Below are 14899 nucleotides of genomic sequence, written 5' to 3'. Positions count from 1 at the left end.
TAAAAATATAATTAATATATATAAATTATTATACAAAGGATTATATTTTACTAGGGGGGAGAAGCTATGGCTAACTTTAAATATAGAGCAATGAATACAGATGGAGAAAAAATTGAAGGAACTCATGAAGCTGATTCTAAGGGAGAAGTCATAGAATTTATTTCATCTAATGGGTATTACCCCTTAATGGTAGAAGAAATAATTGAAAGTAAAAAAATTGAATTTAAATTTAATAACAAGATCAAATTTAAAGATCTTTCAATATTTTGTAGACAATTTTATACAATGTTAGATGCAGGCGTACCAATACTTACTTGCTTAGATATATTGACTAGTCAAACTACAAATAAAAAACTAAAAGAAACATTAAAAGAAGTTGAAGAGGATGTAGAAAAAGGAGGAATACTATCTGACGCCATGAGAAAACATAATGAAGTTTTTCCAAATCTTTTAGTAAGTTTAGTTGCGGCAGGTGAAGAAAGTGGTAACTTAGATAGCATAATGCTTAGAATGGCCAATCATTATGAAAAAGAAAATAAAGTAAATAATAAGGTTAAAAATGCAATGATATATCCAATAATATTGGGATTTGTAGCAATTTCAGCAGTCATATTTATATTAACTTATATTATGCCTACATTTACGACTATGTTTACTGAAAATGGAATAAGTTTACCATGGAGTACTAGATTTTTACTTTGGTTAAGTGGTTCATTAAAGGAAAATTGGTTTATGATCTTGCTTGCAATAATAGGAATTATTATTGCAATAAAATATATTTTTAAAACAGAACGTGGCGTAATTGCAGCAAGCAAGTTAAAGCTCAAATTACCAGTCATTAGAAGACTTAATGAAATGATTATAGTGTCCAGATTTACAAGAACTTTATCAACATTACTTTCAAGTGGATTACCATTAGTACAAGCTTTAGATATAGTTATGAGTGTTATTGATAATAAAATAGCTCAAAATGCAATAATAAAAGTTAAAGAACAAGTAGTAAGAGGAGAAACATTAAACTCCTCATTAAGAGAAACGGGTGTTTTTCCACAAATGTTGTATTCAATGATTAAAATCGGTGAAGAAACAGGATCTCTCGATGAGATTTTAAATAAGACTGCTGATTTTTATGATGAAGAATTGGAAACAACAATACAAGGAACAGTTGCACTAATGGAACCAGCATTAATAGTCATAATGGGTCTTATAATAGGATTTATAATAGTTTCAATAATGATTCCGATGTTTGATAGTTATAATCAAATTTAATAATTTGGTTAGTTTTAATATTATAGTATATAGCTCATTGGACTGAGAAATTTACTTTAAGAATACTAGAACAAAGATTAGTCTAATTAATGCGTGCTCCAAATGAAATATTTGGATAAGCAATTAATTCAACAAATCTTTATTAAGAATTCTAAAAAGCAAATTTCAATGCCAACTCGCCATTATACTAAAATATTAATAATAATTTAAAACAAGATCAATAATTTATAAGGGGGATTTTCATGAACAAATTATCAATCAAATCAATGTCAAATCAAATCTCAAAGAAAAAGAAGAAAGGATTTACATTAGTAGAACTTATCATCGTTATTGCAATCATTGGAATATTGGCAGCAATTGCTATTCCTAAATTTGGACAAGTAACTAAGGATGCAAATTTAAAAGCTGATATTGCAACTGCAAAGAATCTTCATGGTGTAGCAGCAATGTTAGTAGCTAAAGGAGATAAAAGTTTAAAAGATTTAAGCGATGCAGATGTAACAAAAGCAGTATGGGATAATATCGATGGTAAGGAAACAAAAACAAAATTAACTAATGGAGACTTTGTCATAAAAATTGATCCCAAAAGTGGGGATATAACAGTAACTGATGGAAAAGATGAAATATATCCTGATTCTAAGGGTGATTATGCAAAAATAGAAGATGCTAGTTCATCTGGAGACCAAACTGGTAAAGAGGATGGCAAATAATTAAATAACTATATCTAAGTGTAAAGTCTAATTTTAGGCTTTACACTTTCTAATATGTAGATAAGTAAAGCTAAAATTTATAAGAAGAATTTATTTTGAATTTAAAAATAACATAGTGGGTTATTATATTTTAATTAAAATACACATTTTTCATTTTAAGGGGGACATTAATAATGTTTAAGGATTCAGATTTAAGATTCAAATTAAAGAAAAGAAAAAAAGGTTTTACATTAGTGGAACTTATTATTGTTATTGCAATTGTTGGAATATTAGCAGGTATTGCTATTCCTAAGTTTGGACAAGTCACAAAGAATGCAAATATAACAGCTGATATTGCTAGTGCTAAAACTTTACATGGAGTGGCAGCTACGCTAATAGCAGATGGTACTATTGCAATTAAACCAAGCACTGGAGTATATCCAGACAATGTAACGGAAGCGGTGCAATCTAGACTTGATGGTGGAAAATATCCTAAAGTTAAAGCATTAGATGGATATGAATTTGCAGTTGGAATTTATAAAATGGATGATATAAGAGTATTTGTAACTACTAATAAGGCTGAAGGTAAGGTAATACAGGTATATCCAAATGGTAAAGGAATATATGATATTGAAAATAAAGGAGTAGATAAATAAAAATATTATATTCAAAGAAGTTAAATTGTAAAGATTATTTTAAATTTACAATTTAATGTATACATAATATTTAAAGTTTAAGATTAACAAATTAAAACAATTTAAGAATTTCAATAATCATTGTTTTTGGAATTAAAATTATAAACTTTTCAGATTAAATATATGACATAAAAGATAAGTATTTAATAAGGGAGGGAATTTTTAATAAAGTGGGTAAATTAAATTTTGATTTTAGTAAATTAAAAGACTTTATGAATTTAGACATAAAAGATTTAAAAACTAAATTATTTAAAGAGAATAAAGAACATAAATCTATTAAAATTAGAAAAGAAAAAAAGAGAAAAGTTGTAGCTTTTGATATCGGAAGTACAAATATAAAGATAGCAGAGGGCACATATTATAAAGGTGTATTATCGGTTGAAAAATTAATAGACACTGTTACACCAGCTGAAGCAATTATTGATGGTAGTATTGAAAAAAAACAAGCACTTGTTTCAACTTTGCAAAAGGTATTAAGTGATAATGGAATAAATGCAAAGGAAGGAATATGTACAAATAATTCATCTTTAATTATAAATAGAGAAATTCTTATTCCAGATGTAAAAGAAGAGGAATTAGATACTGTTGTAAGGTATGAAATACAGCAATATTTACCTATAAACTTAGACGATTATATATTACAAATCACTATGATAGGTGAAGAATTTTCTGATGATGGTAAAAAATTAGAAGTTAGAGCAATTGCTTATCCAGAAAAGATGGCTAGAGGATATTATGATCTTTTAATGGCTTTAAATTTAAAGCCACTTGCTTTAGATGTTAACTATAATGCTTTAAATAAATTACTTAATTATATAGAGGTTATAAATGAACATAAATTAAATATTGAAGAGGCTGTTGTATTTATAGATATGGGAGCAACTAGTTTGGATGTAAATATATATAATAATGGAATATTAAAATTCACAAGAATAATAAAGGCGGGCGGAAAATATATCGATGAAATTTTATATGAAAATGTGAATATTCCAATAGAAGAATTAGAAAATTTTAAAGTAAATAACATAGATTTAAAAGAAGATGAACTAGATTTTCAAAATCATATAATTATAGATACTTTAGATGAATGGATAGATAAAGTAGAAAAAATAATACAATTTTATAAGACTAAAAATTTTGGTGATGATGTTAATAAAATATTTATATATGGAAGAACATCCAGGATTAAAAATTTAGAAGAGTATATAACATCTAGAATTGGAATAGAAACAATAAAAATAAGAAATATTCCCCAAATAATTAATGATTCTAATATTGATATTGGTGAAAATATAGATAACTTTATTAATGTTATTGGTTCACTTATAAGGTTATAGGGGGTAGGTTTAATATGCGAGATATAAACTTTTTTAGTTCTTATAAAGGAAAGAATCAAGAAAAAAGAAGTGCTATGATATATATTTATGGAGCTATGGGGATTATTGGAGGATTAATAATCATAACTTTAATTTTTAATAGTGCTAGGATATTAATATTAAATAAAAATATAGAGAATTATAATGAAAAACTAAATAATTCAGAAATACAGCAAAAATTTTCTGAAGCTCAAAAAGTGAATGATAAAATAAGCACTTTGACTAAATATGATACAACATTAAATGATGTATTATCTAGGGTAAATAATAGGAATAATGTTTCAGATTTAGTATTAACTGATATCAATTCAACCATACCATCTCAAATTTCATTTAAAACTTTACAAATTAATAATGATGTCTTAACAATTCAAGGAGTATCATCAAGTAGGGATGCAGTAGGGGAATTTCAACATAATTTAAAACAATTATCAATTATGAAAGAAGTATTTGTTAATTCTATAGATGTTGATAGTTCAATAGAAGGTAAATATTCCTTTGATATTAAATGTGTATTAGGCATATTAAATGTGCCTTAAAGGAGGGTAATTTAATATGAAAATAAGTAAAAGGGAAAAAGTAATGTTAAGTGTACTTGCGATTGTTCTTATTGGATTTTTTTATTATAAATTTATATACTTAAATCAAACTTCAAAGATAGCAGATAAGATTAAAAATAAAAATGAATTAGAACAAAAATATAATAATATTATAAATACTATAAATTCATTAGATAACAAGAAAAGTGAAATAAAGATTTTAAATACTAAAGTGTCATATAAAGCAGATTCGTTTTATCCAACTATAAGTCAAGAACATTTAATATTAGAATTAGACAAGTTGTTAAAAGATAGTGGTCTTGAAGGTGGTTTTATATTTAACAAGATAGAGGTGGCAGAAGTGCCTGAAACAGAGAAAACTCAGGAGAATTTAAAGGAAAGTACAATTACTCAAATGACTGAAAAATATAATGATAAGATTAATAGTATTATTGAAAAAAATAATTCTTCATCTGAGAGTGATAATTCAAAAATTGAATCAAATTCAGATGAGTCTTTATTAAATGATTCAAAAGATACACAATATAAAAGTAAGTCATCAAGGGATAATGAAAATAGTTTAGGTGAAAATGATAGTAACTACAAGGAAGAGGTAGAGCAAATAAAGTTTGAATTGAATTTTTCAGGATCATATGCATCACTAGATACTTTTTTGAATTCTATTAGAAATTATGAAAGAAAAATAATTGTAAATTCTATAATTATATCTGAAAAAACTATAGATGAAGTAACAGGAACAATGAGTTTAGAGATATATGCTATGCCTAAAATAAATGATGACTTGGAAAAATATTTGAACTGGACTGTAAATAATATTTATGGTAAATCGTCGCCTTTTAGCTTAGATGGTTCAGTTGGAAATGTAATAACAGATCAAGATAAACTTGATAGTGATTTTTTAATTTCAGTAAAGTCAATAACTTCAGAATTACCAAGTATTATAATGGGAAAAAGCAATGATAAATCAAAGGCTACTTATATATATGCAAATAATAATGATGTAGAAGAAGCGGAGATTATAATAACAGAAATGGATGATAAATACTACTATAAATATAAGACATCAAATGGAAGCTATCCTATTGATTACAATGGATTAGGAGAAGAATTTATATTGAATTCAGATAATATAAATATAAAAGTTTTAAGTGAAAACAGAGTTAATTCAAATGATAAATCAGGATTAAAAATAAATATTACAAATAAAACTGATAAATTAGTTAATGTGGAAATAGACAGTGATGATTCAAAAAATGCAAGAGTAACAGTAGATGGTGATAGTAAAAATATAAGTGTTAATAATAAGTAGGGATGATTTATGAAAAATTTGTATAAAAATGACAGAGAGTTTACTTTAAAAATAAATCACAAAAACAGAGGTTTCACACTGGTAGAAGTAATATTAGCATTTGCAATTTTTGCAATAATAATGGGTGGAACATATGGAATCGTTATGACATCTATGAGAAATAATAAAGCAGGTGAAGTTAAACAGAAAGCTGCTTTATATGGACAGCAGATATTTGAAGATATTAAGAGCGGAGAAATGAAAAAAAATGATGATATAAATTATGAACTTTCAGGAATAAACTTTAAAGAGATTTCTTCCAATGAGAACAAAAAAGAATTTCAAGGGGATAAAGAATTTGGCAATGGATATAGTGCAAAGATAGCTTTAAAAAAGGTAAATAGCATTTCCTTAGATAAAGATAGCAGTAACTTAGAAGAAAATAATTATTATTTAAATAAGGAAAGTGAAAATAATAATAAAGTATATGAATTTAAATACAATATTGAAACTTATGAAAATGGTTCATCAGTAAAAATAGAAAACAGTAAAGGTAACAATATTACAATTACTAATGTTGATGAAAAATTAAATATTATTATAGAAACAGAGACCGTTTCAAATAAAAAGAATGTATTAATAAAATCAAATAATTCATCTGGGGAGTTAGAAGACAGCAAAGCAATAAATAGTGGTAGTAAAGATAATCAGATAAAGATAATTTTTAATTTTTATAATTTAAAATTTGAAAATGTAGACGGAAAAACTCAATATAAGGATGTAGAGATAGAAGTATATAATAAGGATAATATTCCATTAAATATAGAATTGCAAAAATCAAAAGAATTAAAAGTAGGTTTAATTACTAAAGAAGGGAAAGTAAGAGAGTTTACTAATAGATCAGAGAACGAAGATTTTGGGTTAGGTGAATTATATGATATAGAAGTTAAAATAGAATATAACAAAGGAAATACTGAATTTGTAGGTAATGCTATGTACAATATTTATATAAAGTAGGCGGTGATTAAATGAAGAAAAAACAAAAAGGATCTAGTTTAATTACTGTAGTTATTATTTTTACTATTTTAATTACGGTAGGAACAGCATTGTTATCTATGACTGTTGGAGACTACAAAATGAGAATTAAAGAAAGTAGAAAAATTAAAAATTTATATTCATCAGATTCAGGTTTAGATGTGGCATATGATGTTATTGTTAAAACATTTGATGGTGCAGTTAAATTTGGAGATTTTAAAGCAAGACAGCTTAAAGCTGGACAATGTAAGGGTGGTCCTAATTTAGAAAAATATAATGAGGCTAAAAAAGAATTTGAAGCTGCTAAGAAAAAAGCTTATAGTACTGATGCAAAAAGAAGAAAAGCTATAAGAGCAGCAGAAAAAAAGTTTAATGAAAAAGTAAAAATGTTATCGGATTTAGAATTTAAGAGATGTTTTAGAGTGTTTATATCTAAAGAAAAGAGTCCAGACATTGATTCAGAAGGAGATATACCTAACAACATACTAGCATACTCAATTTGTAATCAAAGATATAGTGATATTGATTTATCAGATAAAAACCTAGATGAAGATATAAAGTCAAGTGATTTTAAAGATTCATCACCAATAAAATTTACAAATGAAGAAAGTAAACCAGAACTTTTTGTATGCAGTAAGGATAGTGTAGATAAGCTAAAAGAAATAGTAAATGAAGATGGAAAAGACAAAGATTTGACTTCAATAAAGGATGATATTGATGGAATTTCTTATGATTCAAACAATGATGCATTTAAGATTCAGGTAATTTCAAAATTTATAGATAAAAGCAAAAATAATAATGATATTACTAAAAATAATCTTAGAATAGTTCAAGAAACCTATACAATAAATGTCCCTAATAATGAAGATGTAAGTTTTAGGGAAAGTACTGGAGTTGTTGGTACACTTGATGATGTTAAAAATATATCATCAATAATAGTGGGAAAAAACATGAAATCTGATGGTTACAATCATCAAGGAATATATGATAATGAATTTTTTAAATTAAATATAAATGGAAATATATTTGTTCAAGGAAATAAAAAGGAAGATGGAAATCGTGTTTACTCTAAATATATAGGTGGGATAAACATAAATACTAGTGAAGTTATATTTAATGGTGAAGTAAATACAGCAAGTACATTTAATATTGAAGATAATGCGAAATCTACAGTAAATGGAAACTTATATGCACTGAATATTTTTGCAGGTAAAACTACTGATGGAAAATATGCCAATGAATTTGGGGGAAGTTCTAGTTTAAATATAAATGGGCAAGCTGTATTAGATAATGACTTAACACTCAAAGGTGTAGATACAAGTATAAAAATAAAAGAATTTTATGGATTAAATGATAAGAATATTGAGTCATCTAAAAACAATACTTTAGATAAACTAGAAAGAACATCTAGTAGCATTATAGTTAACGGTAATAAAAAATCAGGAGTAAAAATAACAGATTCAGCATATATTATGGGGGTTGCACATATAGCTGATGGTGATATTTCATATACCACTGGAGAATCAACAGGGGTAAAGGGAAATTATATAGCTTATGTAGACGAGAAAATAGCAAGATCAAATGATCCCTATGATGTAGGAAATTATATATCAGGAAATCTTCAAGATAAGAGTGAAAAGTTTACTAATTATTGGGATGACGGTAGAAAAGAAATAATTGATACTGGTGGGATAGAGCTTCCAGAAAAAACTTATGCCATAGGGGCTATTGTATATAAAGATGCAAATGGAAATACAGTTATTAAAGATAAAACTTATGAAATTAATGTTGAAGATTCTATAAGATCAAAAAAAGAGGAGTTCGGTAAGAAAGTTTATAATTTAAGTAGAGAAACATCTAAGGATATTGCAATGGAGTTATATAACAATATGGGAAATAACAAAAATCCTATTGAATCAATTATAAATTTAGAAAATATACCAAATAGTTATGATTTAAATGATTCAATAAATAAAAGTAAAAAAGCCATATTTAATAGTGATTCTGACACAACTATAGTTATAAAAGGAAAAGGATCAACCACTAGTAATGATTGGGAAAATAACAAATTAATTATATTAGATGCTGGAAATGTAAATTTAGATGCTGTTATAGTTACAGCTGGTGATGTAATTATTGATGGAAATGTTAAATTTAAAGGAAATATAATTACAGAAGGAAATTTAAAAGTCCAAGGCTTTGGAGATAAGACTATAACTTATGATAACGATACTATAGAGGAAATATATAAATATAATAAAGATGTATTTAATTCTGTATTTGTTGATGATACAAAGGACTTAAAAGATAGTACTGATGATGAAACAAGATTTATAAATGTTGACTATGATTTAAATAAATTCTTAAGTAGCAGGTTATGGAAGATAATAAGATAGTAGGGAGGTGGATTTAATGTTTAGGATAAAGAAAAAAGGTTTTACCTTAACAGAACTAATAATAGTTATGGCGTTAACACTTGTTATATTAGGAATGATATTTCAAATGTTTAATACTAATAATAGAATTATATCTGATGTAGACATTAGATCCACTTTACAAAATGAAGGACAAGCAATACAAGAGAAATTAAGTGAAATTGGAATGCAAGCAAATAGCATGGATTATAAAGAAGAAAACAATGATGTAAAATCTATAAATTTTGTAGTATTGAATGAAGATGAAAGTAAGAGTGAATTTGAAATAAAGAAAGAGGGTACAGAGCTTACTATAGTTGAATGTGAAGAAGAAAAAAACAAAATAAGCACAAAAAAGTTATCAAATAATTTAAATAAAATAAATATAAAATCTAGAAATGATAAATCTGCACAAATAGAGATTATATTATCTAAAAAAATGGGTTATAGTGACATAAAATATCCAGTGAATGTAAAATTTGCATTTAGAAATAAATATTAAAGACAAAGTTATTTAAACCTAATAGTATATGAAAGTTTTAGAGTTTCATATAAAAATAAAGAGGGTGAATTTAATGAGAAAAATCAAAAGTTATATGTCTAAATTAATAAATACAAAGAGAAGGAAAGATACTTTCATTGGGGTTGTAAGTATCTTTTTAATTGTGGCTATGATAAGTGGGCAACTTATAGTTGTCAATGCAATAGATAGAGGAATTTCTGATAAGCCATCATTTGATGTGGAAATAACATCAGTAACTCCAGAAAATCCAGTTATTGGAGAAGACATAAAGGTTGATGGAAAGATAATTCCAAGTGATTTTAAATGTAATATTCCTAAAAAAGAAATTGTATTAGTACTAGATACTTCAGGAAGTATGAAAGATTCTAAAATAAAAAAAATGAAGAATGCAGCAATAGAGTTTGTAAATAAAATAAAGAAAATACCTAATTTAGATATTGATATAGTTACTTATTCAACTAGCGGTTATACTTATTTAAATAATGGAAATACAGAAAAAGATTTATTAAAAATTATAAATTCTATTAAAGCTGATGGCGGAACTAATACTGGAGAAGGTTTAAGAAAAGCTACTTATATTTTAGATTTAGAAAAAAATAAGAATGCAGATAAATCTATTGTATTTATGTCAGATGGAATGCCAACCTATTATTCTATACTAGCAAAATACTATTGGTGGGATTTTCTTAAGCTATTTCCGTATAAATCATATTATGATGAAATAAATAATGAAATGATTTATACAGATGATCATATTTGGGAAATTAATAAAAGAAATCCTAGAGTTGAAGGTAGTGGTAAAGAAGAATCAAATAATGTAGATAAATCAACTAATTATGCGACTACTATAGGTAATATAATCAAAACAAAGAAATATAATATATATTCAATTGGATATGCACTAGGAGATGAGAATAGTACAGGAAATATGTTAATGAAGAAGATACATGAATCTATGGGCGGAATTGTAGGAGAAGATGGAACATTTTTTATGTCAGATGAAAATGCTATAAATGAAGTGTTTAACAATATAGGTGACAAGATAATTGCTGGGTATACTATTAAAGATGTTAAGTTAAATCTAAATTTAAATGATAATTTCAGTTTAAATATAGGTGGAAATGCAGTCAATATAAATAATATAAAATATATAGTTGATGAGAGAAGAAGCGATAATAAGGAAGTAGTTTATCATGCAGAACCAGTGCCATTCTCGTTTATAATTAAAGGAAAAGCGCCTGGAACCTATGAAGATATATTTAAAGACTCATTTATAAATATTCCTTGGAATAATGAGGATATAAAACTTAATGTGTCTAGAATAAATATAAATATATCAGAAAATAACTTACCTAATATAAATGCAGAAGTTAAATCTAATAAGAATGAATGCACATTGAACGAAAATATTAATTTTAATTGTATAGTAGCACCAGAACCATTTAAGTTTAATAGTAATAGTGAAATTAGTAGTCCTAAAGATGTGGTTATTTTATTAGATGTATCAACTGCAATGAAAGATAAGATTGGAGAAAATACAAGTGCATCTAATAATAAACCACAAAAGGGAGTGGATGGAATAGTAGAACAATCAATATTTAATAAATTATTAAGCAATAATTTATTACAAGGTGTAAAAACCAGATATGATATAGTTACTTATTGTCATAAAGTATGTGATACATCTATTGATGATATTGATATCAGCTGTAATAGTGAAAGTGATTATGCTGATAAATTCAAAACTAATGTACTTAATAACATTTATTTATATGATTCTAATAAAAGAAATATAAGCCAAGCATTAAAACTTGCAGGGCAAATTCTTGATGATGGAATCAGAGAACCATTTACTAATAAAATTGATGAAGGACGTGGAGCTGCCACTAAAAATATAATTATAATTGGTGGAGGTAGTATTAATTTAAATGAGGATGGATTACAGGATGAAATAAATAGTATAAGAGAAAAAAGATATAATAATATAATTACTGCTAATTTAGGTAACATTGATTCTGGAAGTAGTGAACCTAATAACAATTTAAAAGATTTACACTATAACTTAATTGGAAAAAAAGACAATGGTGATAATATATTAGAAAAAAAGGAAAATAAGTATTTTATAAATGTAAACTATAGAAACATTGATACTTCTAATCCAGAAAATATATTTTCGGATAGCAATAATTTAAATTCTAATAATTTTATACAAAATAATATTCTCCAAGATATAGCAAGAATATTAATGGGAGAAAAACAGAAAGAATATAATCTTGATATAACACTTAAATTTAATATAGGCTCAAATTTTAAAGTGGTATCAGGTATTAATTCATGTGAGGAGGAAGGGTATGATTATCATAGTCCCATAATAAATGTAAAATATATATTTAATGAAACTACTAAACAATATGAATCAACACCATTACCATATGATTTTATAATACAGCCAAGAGTAACAGGAGAATTAGGTTTTGGAGGTAATAACCATATAATATATAATAATTTAATTGGCAATGAAATTAGAAAGCCTATTAAAATACCTAAAACAATAGTAATAACTGGTTTGAAGCACGGAGTATATACTGGTATAGTTGGCGGTGCTCCAAGGATAAATAGTGGAATACCAGAGTGCAATAAAAATTCTAGCATTAATTTTGGAGCTTATTTTAAATATAATGGAGAATCAAAAGCTACACTAAATATTAGTGAAGAAAATGAAGTGGGAATTGATGAACCAATTAATATTTATAAGATAAAAAGTAATAATGAGTTACAATTATTAAATACTATTGAAGCATCATTAAGTAAATCATATAGCATAAATTTAAGTGAATTAGGTTTAACCAGTGGTGATAATGTTTTAATAGTGTACAATGAAAAAATTATAGTATCAGGGGAAACGCAATTACCTAAGACATTTGTTAATACTATAAAATTAGATAATAGTAATCCATTAAATGCATCAGTTAATATTACAGATTTAGAAATACCAGAATTATTCTGATGTTGGTGACAGTCACTTTTTCATGTTGGTGACTGTCACCCATGTTCTGTGGTGACAGTCACCAGCATGGACTAAAATGAATAAAATTACTTTAGATGTTCATAATTATAGAAAAAAGCTTAAGGAGAATATTTATGAGCAGGAAAAATAGAGAATGGTATCAAAATTCTATTATGCATGTAACTTCTAGAGGAAATCGTAGAAATTATATTTTTGCAGAAGATAGAGATTATAGAGTTTATATAAATTTAATTAAGGAATGTATAGAATATTTTGAAGGTGAATTTGAAGTATTGGGATATACTTTGATGACGAATCATATTCATTTACATATTCAAACTAAAGAAATTCACATAGGATTTTTTATGAAAAGGCTTAATAATGCCTATGCAAAGTATTTTAATAAGAAATATAACTATGTTGGACACCTTTTTCAAGAACGATATTGGTCACAAGTAATTAGTAATGATATTCAGATGTTAGAAACAAGTAAATATATTCATCTTAATCCAGTGAGGGCAAATATGGTAAAAAAACCTGAAGAATATAAATGGAGCAGTTATTGTGTTTACATAGGAAAGAAAAAAGAAAAGGTAGTAAATTGTAATATGGTATTATCTTTTTTTAAAACTGAGAATTGTCGTGAATTATACAAAAATTATGTAGAGGGGTGACTGTCACCCATGTTCTGTGGTGACAGTCACCAAAGCACTAATGGTGACTGTCACCATATAGTACCATTAATTTATCAAATGCAGGTAATGAGTTTTTGATTTTCTCATAAGATATGCAGTATGATAATCTTACATAACCTGGACATCCGAAGCTTGAACCAGGAACTAGTAATAAATTAAATTGCTTAGCATCCTCACAGAATTTTTTATCATCTTCAATTGGAGTTTTAGGGAATAAGTAGAATGCGCCTTGAGGTTTTAAGCATTCAAATCCTAAACTAGTTAAATGATTATATAAAAGATCTCTATTTCTCTTATAAATATTTACATCAACTTCAGCATCTAAAGATCTTGCAATAACTCTTTGGAATAATGAAGGTGCATTAACAAATCCAAGAATTCTATTTGCTATGTTTAATGAAGATTTTATGTCAGAGAAAGCATCTATATCATTATTTATAACAACATATCCAATACGTTCTCCTGGTAATGATAAAGATTTACTGTATGAATATCCAATAAATGAATTTTTATAATATTTCAATATACAAGGAACTTTAGCATTATCATAAACTATTTCTCTATATGGTTCATCTGAAATTAAGTAAATGTTAGTACCAAATTCTTTTTGTTTTTCTTCAAGTATAGAAGATAATTTCTTTAAAGCTTCATCTGAATATATAACACCAGTTGGATTATTAGGTGTATTTATTATTACAACCTTAGTTTTAGTTGTGATTTTTTCTTTTAGTGCATCCATATTAGGTTCAAATGTAGACGTATCTGGTTCAACAACAACTAATTTTCCATCATAGTTATTAGTGTAATGTCTATATTCACCAAAATATGGAGCAAAAGTAATAACTTCATCTCCAGGATTTAAAAGTGTTTTTAACATAATGTTTAAGCCACCAGCAGCTCCACAAGTCATAACAATATTTTCATTAGAAAGATCTAATTTATATTTATTATTTAAAAATTTACTTATTTCATTTCTAACATCTTCATAACCTGAATTGTTCATATATCCATGAACAAGGTTTGGAGATTCTTCACTTAATATTTGATTTATTATATTTTTTATATTTTCAGGAGGTTCAACATTTGGATTTCCAATACTATAGTCAAAGACATTTTCTTCGCCATAAATACTTGAAAGTCGTTTTCCCTCTTCAAACATAGCTCTTATAGCAGAATTATTTGCTACTAAGTTTTTCATTTTATCTGAAATCATTTTTTTCACTCCTTAAATAAATTACTCATAAAGATATTTTAACATAAATTTTGAAATAGTGTTTATTATTACTAAAAATGAGTGGGAAATTATATCTAAAATAATATAAAAATGTAATTAAATGGTTAATTATGA

The 14899-nt window shown here is 26.1% G+C and carries 12 protein-coding genes; 11 read left to right on the top strand and 1 reads right to left on the bottom strand.

Going from position 1 to position 14899, the window contains the following annotated elements; genetic code table 11:
• Positions 1-66: 66 nt before the first annotated feature.
• The 11 genes from NG904_RS01730 to NG904_RS01680 all read left to right on the top strand — a co-directional run bounded on the left by NG904_RS01730 (position 67) and on the right by NG904_RS01680 (position 13530).
• Positions 67-1269: a type II secretion system F family protein gene (locus NG904_RS01730; RefSeq protein ID WP_252229388.1), complete on the top strand. Its 1203-nt coding sequence runs from the start codon at positions 67-69 to the stop codon at positions 1267-1269.
• Positions 1270-1511: 242 nt separating this feature from the next.
• Positions 1512-1979 carry a prepilin-type N-terminal cleavage/methylation domain-containing protein gene (locus tag NG904_RS01725; protein ID WP_286674263.1) on the top strand — a complete coding sequence of 156 codons (468 nt, stop codon included), beginning with the start codon at positions 1512-1514 and terminating at the stop codon, positions 1977-1979.
• Between the two features lie 173 nt (positions 1980-2152).
• Complete coding sequence (locus NG904_RS17225; RefSeq protein WP_286674262.1) at positions 2153-2614, top strand: type II secretion system protein; 462 nt, start codon at positions 2153-2155, stop codon at positions 2612-2614.
• Positions 2615-2823: 209 nt separating this feature from the next.
• Positions 2824-3990, top strand: coding sequence for a pilus assembly protein PilM (gene pilM, locus NG904_RS01715; RefSeq protein WP_252229386.1), 1167 nt, complete (start codon positions 2824-2826; stop codon positions 3988-3990).
• 14 nt (positions 3991-4004) lie between these two features.
• The gene (locus NG904_RS01710; RefSeq protein WP_252229384.1) at positions 4005-4568 is read left to right on the top strand and encodes a PilN domain-containing protein; all 564 of its coding nucleotides are present in this window, start codon (positions 4005-4007) and stop codon (positions 4566-4568) included.
• 16 nt (positions 4569-4584) lie between these two features.
• Positions 4585-5898 carry a pilus assembly protein PilO gene (locus tag NG904_RS01705; RefSeq protein WP_252229382.1) on the top strand — a complete coding sequence of 438 codons (1314 nt, stop codon included), beginning with the start codon at positions 4585-4587 and terminating at the stop codon, positions 5896-5898.
• Positions 5899-5907: 9 nt separating this feature from the next.
• Positions 5908-6894: a type IV pilus modification PilV family protein gene (locus tag NG904_RS01700; protein ID WP_252229380.1), complete on the top strand. Its 987-nt coding sequence runs from the start codon at positions 5908-5910 to the stop codon at positions 6892-6894.
• Between the two features lie 11 nt (positions 6895-6905).
• A complete protein-coding gene (locus NG904_RS01695) occupies positions 6906-9308 on the top strand; it encodes a hypothetical protein (RefSeq protein WP_252229378.1) in 2403 nt (800 codons plus the stop codon).
• 16 nt (positions 9309-9324) lie between these two features.
• On the top strand, positions 9325-9828 hold the full coding sequence (locus tag NG904_RS01690; protein WP_252229376.1) for a PilW family protein: 504 nt from the start codon (positions 9325-9327) through the stop codon (positions 9826-9828).
• Between the two features lie 73 nt (positions 9829-9901).
• Complete coding sequence (locus tag NG904_RS01685) at positions 9902-12856, top strand: vWA domain-containing protein (RefSeq protein WP_252229374.1); 2955 nt, start codon at positions 9902-9904, stop codon at positions 12854-12856.
• A 134-nt stretch (positions 12857-12990) separates the two neighbouring features.
• Entirely contained in the window at positions 12991-13530 is a 540-nt protein-coding gene (locus tag NG904_RS01680; protein WP_252211688.1) for a transposase, read from the top strand.
• Between the two features lie 37 nt (positions 13531-13567).
• Here the strand turns inward: NG904_RS01680 and NG904_RS01675 are convergent, their stop codons facing one another.
• Positions 13568-14764: a pyridoxal phosphate-dependent aminotransferase gene (locus NG904_RS01675; RefSeq protein WP_252229371.1), complete on the bottom strand. Its 1197-nt coding sequence runs from the start codon at positions 14762-14764 to the stop codon at positions 13568-13570.
• Between the last annotated feature and the right edge of the window lie 135 nt (positions 14765-14899).

This window comes from Clostridium sp. ZBS15, assembly GCF_023845705.1.
Taxonomy (GTDB): Bacteria; Bacillota; Clostridia; order Clostridiales; family Clostridiaceae; genus Clostridium; species Clostridium aquiflavi.
Note: the sequence above shows the minus strand (reverse complement) of the source record. Positions and strands in the feature narration are given on the sequence as shown.